Origin of the sequence: Rhizobium sp. CBN3, from assembly GCF_030518245.1 — a bacterium.
Classification (GTDB): domain Bacteria; phylum Pseudomonadota; class Alphaproteobacteria; order Rhizobiales; family Rhizobiaceae; genus Rhizobium; species Rhizobium aethiopicum_A.
This window is the reverse complement of the sequence record NZ_JAULSE010000001.1, coordinates 190,214-205,485: the sequence shown is the minus strand read 5'-3', so window position 1 is coordinate 205,485 and position 15,272 is coordinate 190,214. Positions and strand designations below refer to the sequence as shown.

Below are 15,272 nucleotides of genomic sequence, written 5' to 3'. Positions count from 1 at the left end.
TTTGCCTCAAACGGCATGGGAGGGGTTTAGATGCCACATTCCAACATCACCCCTAAAACCCGCGAAACGGCAAAACGCCTCCGCCGCGAACTGACAAAGGCAGAGGCAGCCATGTGGGACATGCTTCGCGATCTCAGACCCTGCGGTGCCAGGTTCCGACGAGAAACGCCGATCGGTCCCTATATCGCTGATTTCGCTTGGCTGTCGGCACGCATCATCGTCGAGGTTGATGGCGACAGTCACGAGACCGCCGCTGGCCGGCGCCACGATCTGGCCCGAAATGCATTCCTGCGCGACCAAGGTTTCAAAGTGCTCCGCTTCGATAATGCCCAAGTGCTTGATGGACCTGACTACGTATTCATCACCATCGAGAAACATGCCGCTCCATTCTTGAAGGAGCGTGCCGCATGAAGTCAGACACCCTCAAGGACAAGATCGTCCCCGTCACCACCATCCTGCTCGCCCTCATCGCCATCTGGTATGTCGCCGCCATTCTCATGAACGCGCCGTTCCAGCGCGACATGGACAGCCGCGCCGGCGTCACGCCGACCACGATGGAATTCATCGGCAAGACGCTGGCGCAGCCGAAGCCGATCCTGCCGGCGCCGCATCAGGTGGCGCAGAATGTCTACGAGAACACCTTCCTGCGCAGCCTTTCGAGCAGCCGCAGCCTCGTCTATCACAGCTGGGTAACACTCTCCTCCACCCTGCTCGGCTTCGGTTTCGGCATGCTGCTCGGCATTCTTCTCGCCGTGCTGATCGTGCATAACCGCGCCATGGACCGCTCGCTGATGCCCTGGCTAGTGGCAAGCCAGACGATACCGATCCTCGCCATCGCGCCGATGATCGTCATCATCTCCTACAACGTGCTGACCGGCGACAATGCGCTGGCGCATCTGCTGAATCTCGATTCGGACGCCTCCCGCCTCGTCTCCAAGGCGCTGATCTCCACCTACCTCTCCTTCTTTCCCGTCGCCGTCGGCATGGTGAAGGGGCTGCGGTCACCCGAAATCCTCTATCTCGACCTCATGCGCACCTATAATGCCAGTCCGATGCAGACCTTTTGGAAATTGCGCGTTCCTGCCTCGATCCCCTTCCTTTTCACCTCGATGAAGGTCGCGATCGCCGCAAGCCTCGTCGGCGCCATCGTCGGCGAATTGCCGACGGGCGCGGTTGCCGGCATTGGTTCGAAGCTTCTCGCCGGCTCCTATTACAGCCAGACGATCGATATTTGGGCGGCGCTTGTCGCCGGCTCGCTGCTTGCAGGCGTCCTGGTCGCGATTGTCGGCGTTGCGGGCAAGATCGTCGACCGCGCCATGGGCGGGAGACCGGCATGAGACGTCTGACCTTCTCCTGGCAAGGCGCGGCCGCTCTTCTTTTCTGCGTCGCGGCGCTGGCAACCCTACCCCTTCTGGCCGACGGCGCAGCGCGTCCGCTAACCGATGGCACCGCGAGCCTTATCTTCATCGTCATCGCCGCGGCTGCTCTCCTGTCCTTTGCGCCGCAATCGCCAGCCTATCGCGCCACCGTGCTGTTCATCGGCGCGCATGGCGCCGCCTGGCTGCTGCTTGCCGCCCTTTCCGGCAACGAGGGCACGGCAACCCGAGCCTACTTCCTGCTGCTCTTCGCCGCCTGGCTGCTCGCCTGGCGATGCGTCACCGAACTTTCGAAAGTGAAGCCTGCCGCCGCTTTCGGTGCATCGCTGCTCGAATTGCTGATTCCGGCGATTTTCGGCGCCTGGATTCTCATCCTCTGGGAGGCGATCACGCGCGGCGCCGGCATTCCGTTCATCCTGCTGCCGCCGCCGAGCGCCATCGGCTCCCGCATCATGGTCTCTCTGCCCATCCTCGGCGACGACGTCAGGCAGACGATCTTCAAGGCAGTGCTGATCGGTTATATCGTCGGCTGTCTGAGCGGCTTCGCCGTCGCGGTGCTGGCCGACCGCATCGCCTTCCTGCGCCGCGGCCTCCTGCCGATCGGCAACATGGTGTCAGCCCTGCCGATCATCGGCATCGCTCCCGTCATGGTCATGTGGTTCGGCTTCGACTGGCCGTCGAAAGCCGCCGTCGTCATCATCATGACCTTCTTCCCAATGCTGGTGAACACCGTCGCAGGCCTTTCCGCCTCCGGCGGCATGGAGCGCGACCTGATGCGCACCTATGCCTCAAGCGACTGGCAGACGCTGTTCAAGCTCAAGCTTCCGGCGGCCATGCCCTTCATTTTCAACGCACTGAAGATCAACTCGACGCTGGCGCTGATTGGTGCCATCGTTGCGGAATTCTTCGGGACGCCGATCGTCGGCATGGGCTTCCGCATCTCGACCGAGATCGGTCGCATGAATGTCGACATGGTCTGGGCGGAAATCGCCATCGCGGCGCTGGCCGGCTCGATCTTCTATGGCATCATCGCCCTGACCGAACGGGCGGTGACATTCTGGCATCCGTCTATCCGTGGTGGCTAGGCGCGCGCAGGCTTCGCAAATGGGGTCTGGGCATAACTTCAGAGGGTAAGGACAAGAAAATGAAAAAGTTGATGGTTGCAATGATGGCAAGCGCCATGACGCTGGCCGCTGCTCATGCGATGGCCGCCGACAAGGTGGTGCTGCAGCTGAAATGGGTCACGCAGAGCCAGTTCGCCGGTTATTACGTCGCCAAGGAGAAGGGTTTCTACAAGGAAGAAGGTCTCGACGTCGACATCAAGCCGGGCGGCCCCGATATCGCGCCTGAGCAGGTAATCGCCGGCGGCGGCGCCGATGTCATCGTCGACTGGATGGGCGGCGCCTTGGTTGCCCGCGAAAAGGGCGTTCCGCTGATCAACATCGCCCAGCCCTATCAGAAGTCCGGCCTGGAAATGATCTGCCGTAAGGACGGTCCTGTTAAAACCGAGGCCGATTTCAAGGGCCACACGCTCGGTGTCTGGTTCTTCGGCAACGAATATCCGTTCTTCGCCTGGATGAACAAGCTGGGCCTCTCCACCGAAGGCGGTCCGAACGGCGTCACCGTGCTGAAGCAGAGCTTCGACGTGCAGCCGCTCGTCCAGAAGCAGGCCGACTGCATCTCCGTCATGACCTACAACGAATACTGGCAGGCGATCGATGCCGGCTTCAAGCCGGAGGAACTGACGGTCTTCAATTATACGCAAATGGGCAACGACCTTCTCGAGGACGGCCTCTACGCCATGGAAGACAAGCTGAAGGACCCGGCCTTCAAGGAGAAGATGGTCAAGTTCGTCCGCGCCTCGATGAAGGGCTGGAAATATGCGACCGAGAACCCGGATGAGGCGGCAGAGATCGTCGTGGACAATGGCGGCCAGGACGAAAACCACCAGAAGCGGATGATGGGCGAAGTTGCCAAGCTGGTCGGCGACGGCTCCGGCAAGCTGGACGAGTCGCTCTATGCCCGCACGGCAAAGGCGCTGCTCGATCAGAAGATCATCAGCAAGGAGCCATCGGGCGCCTGGACGCACGAGATCACCGACGCCGCGTCCAAGTAAGGACGGCTACATTTGAGGCAAACGCGCGGGGACTATTTCCCGCGCGTTCCGTTTTTCCCCGCACTAAAAAAATACCTTGCAGCTGTCGCATTTATCGGACGTCAAACGTCATTAGGGGAGAAGCAGGATCAATCATCGTCATGTTCGCATAATCCTACGATGATTGATTCAGGTTCTGATGGTAATTATTATCGGTTCATGGGGAATTGTTTTCTGCCGGGCTTGCATATCGAGCAAATCGATACCAACTAGAAGCCGATTTGCCGGCGAGGGATGAAGACGGCAAATGATGTGTGGATACCCCTGAGAATGCAGGAAAGGCAGTGGCCTGGTCGCGAGCTCAATGGCAGACGCGCGAATTCGGCTAACCTTATGACGAGATTGGACGAAAACGCATGGCACGCAAGCCGACTGGAATTTTAGGCGCATCCACCCTTTTTGCAGCGGCGCTGGCTGCATCCACCGCATTTTCGCAGGAGGCGCCGGTCGCAAAGCCGCAGCAGAACCTGCCGGCGATCGTCGTCACCACAGCTGTGAATCGCACTCTTGTCGACCGTGTCATCGGCACCGGAACGGTCAAGCCGGTCGAGGAAGTCTATATCCAGCCGCAGGTCGAAGGCCTTTCGATCCGCACGCTGAAAGCCGATATCGGCGACAAGGTTCAGGCCGAAAGCACCCTGGCGACGCTTAACGACGATGCGCTGGTCCTGGAGAAGAGCCAGATGATGGCGACGAAGGCCAAGGGCGAGGCCAGTCTCGCCCAGTTGCGCGCTCAGCTCATCGAGGCGCAGGCCAATGCCGAACAGGCAAGACAGCAGCAGGCCCGCGCCCAGGAAATGGTCAAGAAGGGGACGGTTTCCACCGCCCAGGTCGAGCAGGCTGATGCAACCGCCGCTGCCGCCAATGCCCGCGTCGTATCCGCCGAACAGGCGATCGGGGTCGCCGAAGCCGATCTGAAGGTCTTCGACAGCCAGATCGCCGACGCCGATCTCAAGCTCGCCCGCACCGACGTAAAGACGCCAGTTGCCGGCGTAGTTTCTGCAAAGAACGCCAAGGTCGGCGCGATCGCCGCCGGCAACGGCGATCCGCTGTTCACCATCATCCGCGACGGCGATATCGAGCTTGTCGCCGAAGTCGCCGAAAGCGATATCGTCAGGATCATGGCCGGCCAGAAGGCGACGATTTCCCTTTCCGGCAGCCGCGAAAAGCTTTCCGGTGCCGTGCGCCTGGTTTCACCCACCGTCGATTCCGTGACCCGCCTCGGCCTCGTCCATATCTCCATCGACGATGACAGCAAGGCGCGTTCCGGCATGTATGGCAGCGCCGAGATCATCGTCCGCGAAACCGAGGGCGTATCGCTTCCCCTGACTGCGGTGCTCACCGGCGATGAAGGTTCCTCCGCCCGCAAGGTCGAAGATGGCGTAGTGAAATTCGCCAAGATCGAGACCGGCATCCAGGACGGCGCCTATGTCGAGGTCGTCAATGGATTGAAGAGCGGCGACGAGGTCGTCGCCAAGGCGGGCGCTTATGTCCGCGACGGCGACCACATCACGCCGGTGCGTGAACAGCCTTCGGCTTCCAACTAAAGAGACCATCCGATGAATTTTTCAGCCTGGTCCATTCGAAATCCCATCGCGCCGCTGCTGGCCTTCTGCCTGCTGATCTTCATCGGCATTCAGTCCTTCAACACGCTGCCGATCACGCGCTTCCCGAACATCGACGTACCGCTCGTCTCGATCAGCGTCACGCAAAGCGGCGCTTCTCCGGCCGAACTCGAAATGCAGGTGACGAAGGAGATCGAAGACGCGATCGCCTCGATCACCGGTATCGACGAAATCCAGTCGACGGTAACCGACGGCAGCTCGCAGACCAACGTCATGTTCCGGATGGAAGTGCCGACGGAACAGGCCGTACAGGACGTCAAGGACGCGATCGACCGCATCCGCAGCGATCTGCCGGCGACGGCCGAAGCACCAATCGTCACCAAGGTCGATGTCGAGGGTCAGGCGATCCAGACCTTCGCCGTGTCGTCACCCGACATGTCGCTCGAAGAACTGTCCTGGTTCGTCGACGACACGATCAAGCGCGCCCTGCAGGGCCAGGCCGGCATCGGCCGCGTCGATCGTTACGGCGGCGCGGAGCGCGAAGTGCGCATCGAACTCACGCCCGGCAAACTCGATGCTTACGGCATCACGGCTGCAAGCGTGAACGATCAGCTGCGCGGCACCAATGTCGATCTCGGCTCCGGTCGCGGCCAGGTGGCGGGTAGTGAACAGGCAATCCGCGTTCTTGGCGACGCCCGCAACGTCGCCGAACTTGCAGACACGACGATTGCGCTGCCGAGCGGACGCTTCGTCAAGCTGTCCGATCTCGGCGTCATCAAGGACACCTATGAGGAGCCGAAATCCTTTTCGCGCTTCAACGACACGCCCGTCGTCACCTTCGGCGTCTTCCGCTCGAAGGGCGCCAGCGAGGTCAGCGTCGCCGAGACGGTCGCGCAGAGCCTAGACAAGGTTCGAAGCGAAAATCCGAGTGTGAAGATCGAAATGATCGACGATTCGGTCTATTTCACCTACGGCAACTACGAAGCCGCCATCCACACGCTGCTGGAAGGCGCCCTACTCGCCGTCATCGTCGTGCTTCTGTTCCTCCGAAACTGGCGGGCGACGCTGATCTCGGCCATCGCGCTGCCGCTCTCTGCGATCCCGACCTTCTGGGTCATGGACATGATGGGCTTCTCGCTGAACCTCGTCAGCTTCCTCGCTTTGACGCTCGCGACAGGTATCCTGGTCGACGACGCGATCGTGGAAATCGAGAACATCGCCCGCCATATCAAGATGGGCAAGACGCCCTATCGGGCGGCGATCGAGGCGGCGGATGAAATCGGCCTCGCCGTCATCGCCACCACCTTCACCATCATCGCCGTTTTCGTGCCGGTTTCCTTCATGCCGGGCATTCCGGGCCAGTACTTCATCCAGTTCGGCCTGACCGTCGCCTTCTCCGTCTTCTTCTCGCTGATGGTGGCGCGCCTCATTACCCCGATGATGGCCGCCTATCTCATGCGTGCCGAAGACGGCATGGAAGACCATCATGACAATGACGGTCTGCTGATGAAGGGTTATACGCGCCTGATCCGAGGTACGACCGGGCACAAGTATTCGCGATATCTGACCCTGCTAGCTGCGGTTGGCTTCCTCGTGGGTTCCGTTTTCCTGCTGATGAAGGTTCCGGGCAGCTTCCTGCCGCCGGAAGATGCCTCGCGCATCGTTCTCTCCGTCGAACTGCCGCCCAATGCGCGGCTCGACGACACCGAGAAGACGACGAAGGCGATCTATGACAGGGTCAAGGACATCAATGGCGTCGAAAGCGTCTTCGTTCTCGGCGGCGCGTCGCCGAAGGGTGATCTCGAACTGCGCCGTGCGACCATCACACTGGCGCTTCACAAGCTCGACCAGTCGCTGGTCAAGAAGGTGGTCAACGATGTATTCGGCCGCATTCCAGCCATTGGGCCGATGTTGCCGAAGGTAGAAGTCCAGGGCCGCGAACGCCCGCAATGGGATATCGAAAAGGAAGTCTTCGCCAAGCTGCGCGACATTCCGGACGTCCATATCCTGAAGCTGAACGACCGCGGCGAACGTGACCTCTCCTTCAACTTCCTCTCCAAGAACGAGAAGGACCTGAACGAAGCCGTCGGCATTCTGGAATCGAAGCTCCGCGCCGATCCGCTGCTCGCCAATGTCAGCGCCGACGGCGCCCTGCCCCGTCCGGAGCTGCAGGTCTACCCGCGCAAGGACGAGGCCGCCCGCCTGGGCATCACACCGCAGCAGATCTCCGAGACGATCCGCGTCGCCACCATCGGGGATGTCGACGCGGCTCTCGCCAAAATCTCGCTCGACGATCGCCAGATCCCGATCCGCGTACAGGCGGCGCTCGACATGCGGCGCGATCTCGCGGCGATCCGGGCGCTGAAGATCCAGACCGCCAGCGGCGGCACCGTTCCGCTTTCGAGCGTCGCCAATATCGACTATTCCGAAGGCGTAAGCTCGATCAAGCGCAACAACCGCTACCGCGTCGTCTCGATCGGGTCCGACCTGCCGCAGGGCGTGGCCCTCGATACGGCCTCGGCCCGTTTCCGGGAGATCGTCAACGAGGCCAAGATCCCGGCGGCGGTGCATCTTGCCGAAAGTGGCGATACCAAGGTGCAGACCGAGATGCAGCAGAGCTTCGTCAATGCCATGTTGATGGGCCTGCTGCTGGTGCTGACGGTGCTGATCCTGCTCTTCAAGGACGTGATCCAGCCCTTCACCATCCTGTTCTCGCTGCCGCTCGCCATCGGCGGCGTCGCCGCAGCCCTGATCATCACCAGCAATCCGTTGTCGATGCCCGTGATGATCGGCATTCTGATGCTGATGGGTATCGTCACCAAGAATGCCATCCTGCTCGTCGATTTCGCGATCGAGATGCGCCATCAGGGCATGACGCGGGTCGAAGCCATGGTCGAAGCCGGCCGCAAACGCGCCCGGCCGATCATCATGACCTCGATTGCCATGTCGGCAGGCATGCTGCCCTCGGCGCTCGGCGTCGGCGAAGGCGGCTCGTTCCGCGCGCCGATGGCGATCGCGGTGATCGGCGGCATCATCGTCTCGACGGTGCTTTCGCTCGTCGTCGTACCTTCCTTCTTCCTGATCATGGACGATCTCTCCCGCCTGCTCGGCTGGATGTTCGGCCGCCTGGTCGGCAGGAAGGATCAGGAAGACCTGCCGCTATCACGCGAAGATCTCACCCGCGTCACTCGCGAGAACCGCAGCGACATCGAAGCGCTGGAGGGGCGCATCACGGCGATCGAAAAACCGGAAAGCAAGCGCAAGGGCGCCAACGACACTAACGTGCTCCGCCTGCCGCCGTTTGCGGCGGAATAAGCGCAGAATAAGCAGAGCGTGGAAAACGGTACGGGCCGGGAGCAATCTCCCGGCCCGTTTCATTTTGCCGTTCTCGCTGCGGCCAGCGAACCTCAACCTTCTGGAGTTGGCGTCAAAGCCCGCCCTGCTCTCTCAAGAAACTAACGATCGAGCTGACGCCGTCGCCGCGCTTCATGTCGGAGAAGACGAAGGGGCGTGAGGCGCGCATGCGCGTCGCATCCCGGTCCATCACCTCCAGATCGGCGCCGACATAGGGAGCCAGATCCTTCTTGTTGATGACGAGCAGGTCGGAGCGGGTGATGCCGGGCCCGCCCTTGCGCGGGATTTCCTCGCCCTGGCAGACGGAGATGACATAGATAGTGATATCGGCGAGATCCGGCGAAAAGGTTGCCGCCAGATTGTCTCCGCCGGATTCGATGAAGACGACGTCGAGGTCGGGAATCCGCTCGTTGAGGCCGGCGATCGCCTGCAGATTGATCGTCGCATCCTCGCGGATCGCGGTGTGCGGGCAGCCACCGGTCTCGACGCCGACGATGCGGTCCGAAGGCAATGCCTGCATGCGCACCAGCGCCTCCGCATCCTCGGTCGTGTAGATGTCGTTGGTGACGACGGCGACGGAATAGTCGTCACGCATCGCCTTGCAGAGCTTTTCGGTCAGCGCCGTCTTGCCCGAGCCGACCGGCCCGCCGATGCCGACGCGCAAAGGTCCGTTTCTTGATTTCATGTGTTTCACTCCAATAGGATCCCGATGATAGCCACGCCATCGGCGTGCGCCACCGTCAAATGACGCAGTCGCACGGATAATTTGGTCCGCTACGAGCGGAAAAGCCTCGTAGTTTGAGTTTCGTGACGCAGGCTGGCTATATCGGCCTGAACCGTCGCCGAACCGAGATCGTCGAGCGTCGAGCCTGCCGCCCGCCGTGCGACCTCCGCAATATGCTCTTCAAGAGCGGCAAGCATGGCAACGCCACTCGCCTGCCCGGCGACGCCAAGGCGGATGCCTGCTGAGATCGCTTGCGAGGCATAGGCATGCAGGAAGACCGCGAGCACCTTCTCGGGCCCTATGCGATGGGCGCCCGCAACCGCTCCGATTGCGATGGGATAGGCGGCCCTGTCAGGCAGCTTTTCGAAAACCTCGTCCGGCCAGGCCCGCGCCGCCGCGAGGAAGGCCTCACCGAGCAGCGTGGTTTCCTGATGGCGCTCGCGCGATCCGGCAAGCGCCTCGGCAAGTGCGGCGACCTCGGCAAGGCGCGCTGGTTCCGAATGGCACCTATGGCTCTCAGCCAGAAGCACGGCATCGTTCCAGACCGAGCCATGGCCGATCAGCGTGCCGATCCAGACAGCAAGCGAGGCGGCATCGGTGACGAGCCCGTCAGCCACCGCACGCTCCAGACCGCCGGAATAGGCAAAACCGCCGATCGGAAAGGCCGGCGAGAGCCATGCCGTCAGGCGCAGCAATGCCTGCAGCTCAGAATCCTCGGTCATCGAGCCTCAGTCGTGCTTGTGGCCGTGATGCCCGTGGTCGTGATCGTGATCCCGCCCGTGGTCATGGTCATGATTACATCCCGGTCCATGCACGTGGTCATGGCCGTGATCATGTTTGTGGTCATGACCATCGTTATGATCGTGCCCGTGGTCATGATGGGCATGCCCGTGATCATGTGAATGTCCGCCGTGCGAATGATAGGCTCCCCGCGCCGGCTGGAAGGGCTCCTCGATGTCGATGACGGTGGCGCCGAGCCCTTGCAGCATGGAGCGGATAACATGATCGCGGAGAATGACGATGCGGTCTTCCTCGATCTGTGCGGCCAGATGACGGTTGCCGAGATGCCAGGCAAGCTCGACCAGATGCGTGCGGTTGCGTCCGCGAATTTCAAAGAGCTTCTCGTCGGCCGCGAGGATCTCGATCAGTTCCCCATCCTCACGCACGAGAAGGTCGCCATCGGCAAAAAGCACCGGATCCTTGAGATCGAGCATGACCATCTCGCCATTTTCCAGATGCAGCAGCTTGCGGCGCAGATGGCGCAGATCATGCGGCAGCTTGACCTGGGCGGTCGGGTGGGAGGAAGGGGTTCCGGCAGGAAGATAGGAGGTGACGCGCTGCATGATATGTCCGTTTTGTTAAGACGACGACCATGCAAAATAGCCTTTCCCGATGCAAGCACCAATGGCCTTTCGTTTGGAAGACCGGCTTTTATATTCCGCACGCCTGCATCACGTTGTCGCTGCCCAGCCCCCTGCCCTCGGCGTCGGGACCAGCCTCGGCAAGCCCATGCCAGGCATGATGCAGCCCCTCCCGCTCGTGCACGACGCGATTGCGTCCGAGCGCCTTGGCGAGATAAAGCGCCCGGTCGGCCGAGGCGTAGACCTGCTGTTTGTTGCGCCCAGGAATGAGATCGGCCACGCCGCCGGAAATGGTGATGGCAATATGGTTTCCATCTGCCACGAGCGGCCTGCCAGCGATATCGGCCTGCACGGCCTGGATCCGCTCCAAGCGTTTCTCCAGCGGTTCGCCGGAGACGATGACGCCGAATTCCTCGCCACCGAGGCGCGCAACGACGGACGATTCGTCGAAGGCGGTGATCAGCACCGCCGAGACCGCCGTGATAACCGCATCGCCGCAGGCATGGCCGAAGCGATCGTTGATCGCCTTGAAACGGTCGACGTCGAAAATGACGAGCGAGGCGTCGCCTTCGATCCGATCCAGCGCCTCGGTGAAGGCGCGCCGGTTCAACAGGCCGGAGAGGGTATCCGTGCGGCTGAGCTTTTCGAACTTCGCCCGCGATAGCGTCAGCTCATGCATGGTGAAGCCTGTGGCCAGCGACAGCATTCCGGAAACCGTGCCGCCGACAAGCCAGGAAAAAATGGCGCCGAAGCCGATCGCGTGCGAAAGGGTCACCGGCAGCAGCCCGAGAAAACCGAGTGGCGGTATCGTCAGCGCGGTGATGACGCCGGAGAAAATGACGGCAAGAAAGCTCATCTTCAACGCAAAGACGTAGACATGCCTGCGATAGTGAAAATCGCCAAAATCGGCCTGCAGCGACATCCAGTTTCTCATGAGAATCGACCTTCCTGCCCGGCGTTTCAAGGCATTGATAAGAGCCCAATTGCTGCGGGTGTCTTAATCGACTCGCTAAAATTTGAACGATTTCAGACGATTCGCTGGAGAGATTTTTTCTAGCATGGGCTGCAAGTCTCCAATCCCTGAATAGAACAAGGCATGCAAGCACCTAATGGACTGATATATAATAGCTTTCTCAGGCCCTACCGCCGGGCTGTTCCAGAATGGTCTAATCGGAGAAAACGCAGGTTTTCCCACTGATTTCTACAACCGAACGGAGAGTTCCGTTCACAATTTCGTTTAAGCGAGGACGGCCCGGCGAATGCGTCAATTGTAGACACCAACAGACAATCGCAATGATTGTGGAAGCGGGTTCCATAAGCCTGTCCGAAGCCCCGCCGAACGGAGCGCAGCGGCAGTCCAGGTGTTGCAGCCGAAGAGGGCGTTGAAGTATCCCTTGGCTTCGAAAAACCGATCGATCTCCCTGTAACCCGCATCCGGGATCGGCGCGATCTCGCCCGCATTGCGGACGAAGCTGTCCGCAATGAATTGGCGCAGCCGCGTCAATTCATCATCACCAATATCGAATGCGGTAACATCAGGCTGCGGCTCGGCAATATGGCCGGCGAGATCAACATGCAGCACCGAACGGTCGATCGTCAGCGCCCGTAGCACCGGCAGCGGCTTCAGCTCAGCCCAGGTCGGTGTTTCCAGATAGAAGGCGCGACCGCCCCAGCCGACCACGAGCCATTCCGCATTCGGGTGGCCGAGCGGAAAATCGGGATCATCGAGGAAGGAAAAGGCCGCCCGCGTCTCCTCATCGAGCGGATTGGCAATATCGGTATGGATCGGTCCCGACAGCAGAAGCACCTGGTGGGGTGGCATCGCGGACGACGCCTTGACCGGAGCAATCAGCGGCCGGGGAATGAAGGTCCCGCCCGCTGCCAGAATCAGAAGCAGGAATAGGGCCTGCAACAGCCAGCGGATGCCCATCCTCATCAGCCGCCCCGCACGCACGGATGCTGGCCTAAAACAGGAAATAGCGCTGCGCCATCGGCAGTACCGTCGCCGGTTCGCAGGTCAGCAATTCGCCATTCGCTCTGACTTCATAGGTCTCCGGATCGACCTCGATCTCCGGCGTCAGGTCATTGTGGATCATCGATGCCTTGGAAATGCCGCCGCGCGTATTCTTCACCGCCACGAGTTCCTTTGCGACCCCGAGCCTGCCTTTCAGCCCGGCATCGAGCGAAGCCTGGCTGACGAAGGTGACGGAGGAATTGGTGAGGCTCTTGCCATAGGAGGCGAACATCGGCCGATAATGCACCGGCTGCGGCGTCGGGATCGAGGCGTTCGGATCGCCCATCGGGGCGGCGGCAATCGAGCCGCCGAGCAGCACCATGTCGGGCTTCACGCCGAAGAAGGCCGGGTTCCAGAGCACGAGGTCGGCGCGCTTGCCGACCTCGACCGAGCCGATCTCATGGCTGAGACCGTGGGCGATCGCCGGATTGATCGTGTATTTGGCGATATAGCGGCGGACGCGGAAATTGTCGTTATCGCCCTTTTCCTCCTTCAGCCGGCCACGCTGGCGCTTCATCTTGTCGGCCGTTTGCCAGGTGCGGATCGCCACCTCGCCGACGCGGCCCATGGCCTGGCTGTCGGAGGAGATGATCGAGAAGGCGCCGATATCGTGCAGAATGTCTTCGGCCGCGATCGTCTCCTTGCGGATCCGGCTTTCGGCAAAGGCGATATCCTCGGGGATCGACGGCGACAGGTGATGGCAGACCATCAGCATGTCCAGATGCTCGGCGATGGTGTTGACCGTATAGGGCCGCGTCGGATTGGTGGACGACGGGATAACGTTCGGTTGGCCGCAGATCTTGATGATATCGGGCGCATGGCCGCCGCCCGCCCCTTCCGTGTGGAAGGCATGGATGGTGCGGCCCTTAATGGCGCCGATAGTATCCTCGACGAAGCCGCTTTCGTTCAGCGTATCGGTGTGGATCATCACCTGCACGTCATACTCGTCAGCGACCGACAGGCAGCAGTCGATGGCGCCGGGCGTCGTGCCCCAATCCTCGTGCAGCTTCAGCGAGGTGGCGCCGGCCAGCACCATTTCGGTCAATGCTCCCGGCAGCGAGGCATTGCCCTTGCCGGCGAAGGCCAGGTTCATCGGGAAGGCGTCCGCCGCCTCGATCATGCGGGCGAGATGCCAGGGGCCGGGCGTGCAGGTGGTGGCAAGCGTGCCATGCGCCGGCCCTGTGCCGCCGCCGAGCATGCAGGTCATGCCAGACATCAGCGCTTCCTCGATCTGCTGCGGCGCGATGAAGTGGATATGGCTGTCCATGCCGCCCGCAGTAACGATCTTGCCTTCGGCGGCGATCGCCTCCGTGCCAGGGCCGACAATAATATTGACGCCCGGCTGCATGTCAGGATTGCCCGCCTTGCCGATCGCAACGATGCGTCCGCTCTTCAGCCCGATATCGGCCTTGTAGATGCCGGAATGATCGACGATCACCGCGTTGGTGATGACGGTATCGACCGCGCCGTCCGCCCGCGTCACCTGGCTCTGGCCCATGCCGTCGCGGATCACCTTGCCGCCGCCGAACTTCACCTCCTCGCCATAGGTGGTGAAATCCTTTTCGATCTCGATGAAGAGCTCGGTATCGGCAAGGCGCACCTTGTCGCCGATGGTCGGTCCGAACATGCCGGCATAAGCGGCGCGGGAGATCTTGTAGGGCATTCATCAGGCTCCGTGGGAGGAAGAGACAAGTGTTTTTTCGCCGAGCCGCGTGAGGCGGCCGGCGGTAATATAGCTATCGACAAGATGCCGTTCGGCAGCAAACGGGTGCCATTCCCAGCCGGCGTGACCAAAGCCGGCCAACATTACCTCGGCCTCGGCATATTTGTTCAGCACCTCGACAATGACGATCATGCCGCTGCTCGGCACCACGTAGGGCGCCGGCGCAAAGGCCGAAAGCGAGGCGTCGACGGCCTCGTGGACCTCCTTGCCGATGACGACATGCCTCTTGCCGGTCTCCGCGCAGAAGGCAGCGAACGCATCGGTATAGTCGTCGCAGAAATCGTCGAGCTCCGGATGCGAGACGGCAAGCGGCGCCCGCATCGCGGCGAATTTTTCCGGGTCGCGCACACTCCAGATTTCGCGCGCCGCGATGATGCCGGGATGAGCGCGCCACTCAGGCGAGCCGAGCATTGCCTTTGCCGGCCGGCCGGTATTGCAGACCGCAACGGCATCCGTGCGGCTGCCGCTGGCGCCATAGGAACGGCAATCGTTGAAGCGGATCACGAAATCGGCGGCATCGATGATGCCTGCCTGTCCTTCCCCGACCTCGCCATTGCCGACGATTACGATCTTTTTGATCACCTTAATTGCTCATCGTGTCTTCGAGCTGTTTCAGCTCTTTCGTGCGTTTATCCGTCTCTTCGGCCAGGCATCCGGCAACCAGCATCGGCTCCATCGTGCCGCCACGGGCCTGAAAGCCGAAGGCGTCGCATTCGGCGTCGCGATAATCGATCCAGGCGCGCTGCGCCTTGACCAGCGCCTTTTCCGCGCCCTTCATGTCGCCGTCGAGATCCTTGTCGATCGCCACCATGGCGGCGCGCGTCTTCTTATATTGTTCGTTCAGCGCCTTGTCGGCCGCCTCATGGCGCGCCTCTTCGCAGGAGGTCATGCCCGATTGCGTCTGCGGATTTTTGCAATCGACATCCTGCGCGGACGCACCGCCGGCCACAAACAGCATCGCCGCCCCGATGAGGCAAATATTCAGACGCATTCACCTCTC

14 protein-coding genes are annotated in these 15,272 nt (G+C 61.3%); 6 read left to right on the top strand and 8 right to left on the bottom strand.

Annotated elements, in window-relative coordinates; translation table 11 throughout:
* Positions 1–30 precede the first annotated feature (30 nt).
* From QWJ46_RS01075 to QWJ46_RS01050, 6 genes are all read left to right on the top strand, one after another.
* Positions 31–411: an endonuclease domain-containing protein gene (locus QWJ46_RS01075; RefSeq protein ID WP_302748688.1), complete on the top strand. Its 381-nt coding sequence runs from the start codon at positions 31–33 to the stop codon at positions 409–411.
* Complete coding sequence (locus tag QWJ46_RS01070) at positions 408–1,337, top strand: ABC transporter permease (RefSeq protein ID WP_302748687.1); 930 nt, start codon at positions 408–410, stop codon at positions 1,335–1,337. The genes QWJ46_RS01075 and QWJ46_RS01070 overlap by 4 nt, the downstream gene beginning before the upstream one ends.
* On the top strand, positions 1,334–2,461 hold the full coding sequence (locus QWJ46_RS01065; protein WP_184453725.1) for an ABC transporter permease: 1,128 nt from the start codon (positions 1,334–1,336) through the stop codon (positions 2,459–2,461). The genes QWJ46_RS01070 and QWJ46_RS01065 overlap by 4 nt, the downstream gene beginning before the upstream one ends.
* A gap of 59 nt (positions 2,462–2,520) precedes the next feature.
* Complete coding sequence (locus QWJ46_RS01060) at positions 2,521–3,492, top strand: ABC transporter substrate-binding protein (protein ID WP_184453723.1); 972 nt, start codon at positions 2,521–2,523, stop codon at positions 3,490–3,492.
* Between the two features lie 395 nt (positions 3,493–3,887).
* Positions 3,888–5,078 (top strand): efflux RND transporter periplasmic adaptor subunit, encoded by a 1,191-nt coding sequence (locus QWJ46_RS01055; RefSeq protein ID WP_302748686.1) that lies wholly within the window; start codon positions 3,888–3,890, stop codon positions 5,076–5,078.
* 12 nt (positions 5,079–5,090) lie between these two features.
* Entirely contained in the window at positions 5,091–8,411 is a 3,321-nt protein-coding gene (locus QWJ46_RS01050; protein ID WP_302748685.1) for an efflux RND transporter permease subunit, read from the top strand.
* Positions 8,412–8,523: 112 nt separating this feature from the next.
* Here QWJ46_RS01050 and ureG read toward each other — a convergent pair whose 3' ends face one another.
* The 8 genes from ureG to QWJ46_RS01010 all read right to left on the bottom strand — a co-directional run bounded on the left by ureG (position 8,524) and on the right by QWJ46_RS01010 (position 15,263).
* A complete protein-coding gene (gene ureG, locus QWJ46_RS01045) occupies positions 8,524–9,135 on the bottom strand; it encodes an urease accessory protein UreG (RefSeq protein ID WP_184453717.1) in 612 nt (203 codons plus the stop codon).
* 89 nt (positions 9,136–9,224) lie between these two features.
* A complete protein-coding gene (locus QWJ46_RS01040) occupies positions 9,225–9,896 on the bottom strand; it encodes an urease accessory protein UreF (RefSeq protein ID WP_184453715.1) in 672 nt (223 codons plus the stop codon).
* A gap of 6 nt (positions 9,897–9,902) precedes the next feature.
* On the bottom strand, positions 9,903–10,517 hold the full coding sequence (gene ureE, locus QWJ46_RS01035; protein ID WP_184453714.1) for an urease accessory protein UreE: 615 nt from the start codon (positions 10,515–10,517) through the stop codon (positions 9,903–9,905).
* An 88-nt stretch (positions 10,518–10,605) separates the two neighbouring features.
* Entirely contained in the window at positions 10,606–11,469 is an 864-nt protein-coding gene (locus QWJ46_RS01030; protein ID WP_184453712.1) for a GGDEF domain-containing protein, read from the bottom strand.
* 330 nt (positions 11,470–11,799) lie between these two features.
* Entirely contained in the window at positions 11,800–12,471 is a 672-nt protein-coding gene (locus tag QWJ46_RS01025; RefSeq protein WP_302748684.1) for a TIGR02117 family protein, read from the bottom strand.
* 28 nt (positions 12,472–12,499) lie between these two features.
* Positions 12,500–14,212, bottom strand: coding sequence for an urease subunit alpha (ureC, locus tag QWJ46_RS01020; RefSeq protein WP_184453708.1), 1,713 nt, complete (start codon positions 14,210–14,212; stop codon positions 12,500–12,502).
* A 3-nt stretch (positions 14,213–14,215) separates the two neighbouring features.
* Entirely contained in the window at positions 14,216–14,854 is a 639-nt protein-coding gene (locus QWJ46_RS01015; protein ID WP_302748683.1) for a Urease operon accessory protein, read from the bottom strand.
* A 1-nt stretch (position 14,855) separates the two neighbouring features.
* Positions 14,856–15,263, bottom strand: a complete 408-nt coding sequence (locus tag QWJ46_RS01010) for a lysozyme inhibitor LprI family protein (protein ID WP_302748682.1) — start codon at positions 15,261–15,263, stop codon at positions 14,856–14,858.
* Positions 15,264–15,272 lie beyond the last annotated feature (9 nt).

What these genes read in the sequence shown, in the direction of transcription:
- QWJ46_RS01040 (WP_184453715.1), bottom strand. Translation starts at nt 9,896, where the DNA reads ATGACCGAGGATTCTGAGCTGCAGGCATTGCTGCGCCTGACGGCATGG.
- ureC (WP_184453708.1), bottom strand. Translation starts at nt 14,212, where the DNA reads ATGCCCTACAAGATCTCCCGCGCCGCTTATGCCGGCATGTTCGGACCG.
- QWJ46_RS01010 (WP_302748682.1), bottom strand. Translation starts at nt 15,263, where the DNA reads ATGCGTCTGAATATTTGCCTCATCGGGGCGGCGATGCTGTTTGTGGCC.
- QWJ46_RS01075 (WP_302748688.1), top strand. Translation starts at nt 31, where the DNA reads ATGCCACATTCCAACATCACCCCTAAAACCCGCGAAACGGCAAAACGC.
- QWJ46_RS01070 (WP_302748687.1), top strand. Translation starts at nt 408, where the DNA reads ATGAAGTCAGACACCCTCAAGGACAAGATCGTCCCCGTCACCACCATC.
- ureE (WP_184453714.1), bottom strand. Translation starts at nt 10,517, where the DNA reads ATGCAGCGCGTCACCTCCTATCTTCCTGCCGGAACCCCTTCCTCCCAC.
- QWJ46_RS01025 (WP_302748684.1), bottom strand. Translation starts at nt 12,471, where the DNA reads ATGAGGATGGGCATCCGCTGGCTGTTGCAGGCCCTATTCCTGCTTCTG.
- QWJ46_RS01065 (WP_184453725.1), top strand. Translation starts at nt 1,334, where the DNA reads ATGAGACGTCTGACCTTCTCCTGGCAAGGCGCGGCCGCTCTTCTTTTC.
- ureG (WP_184453717.1), bottom strand. Translation starts at nt 9,135, where the DNA reads ATGAAATCAAGAAACGGACCTTTGCGCGTCGGCATCGGCGGGCCGGTC.
- QWJ46_RS01060 (WP_184453723.1), top strand. Translation starts at nt 2,521, where the DNA reads ATGAAAAAGTTGATGGTTGCAATGATGGCAAGCGCCATGACGCTGGCC.
- QWJ46_RS01055 (WP_302748686.1), top strand. Translation starts at nt 3,888, where the DNA reads ATGGCACGCAAGCCGACTGGAATTTTAGGCGCATCCACCCTTTTTGCA.
- QWJ46_RS01030 (WP_184453712.1), bottom strand. Translation starts at nt 11,469, where the DNA reads ATGAGAAACTGGATGTCGCTGCAGGCCGATTTTGGCGATTTTCACTAT.
- QWJ46_RS01050 (WP_302748685.1), top strand. Translation starts at nt 5,091, where the DNA reads ATGAATTTTTCAGCCTGGTCCATTCGAAATCCCATCGCGCCGCTGCTG.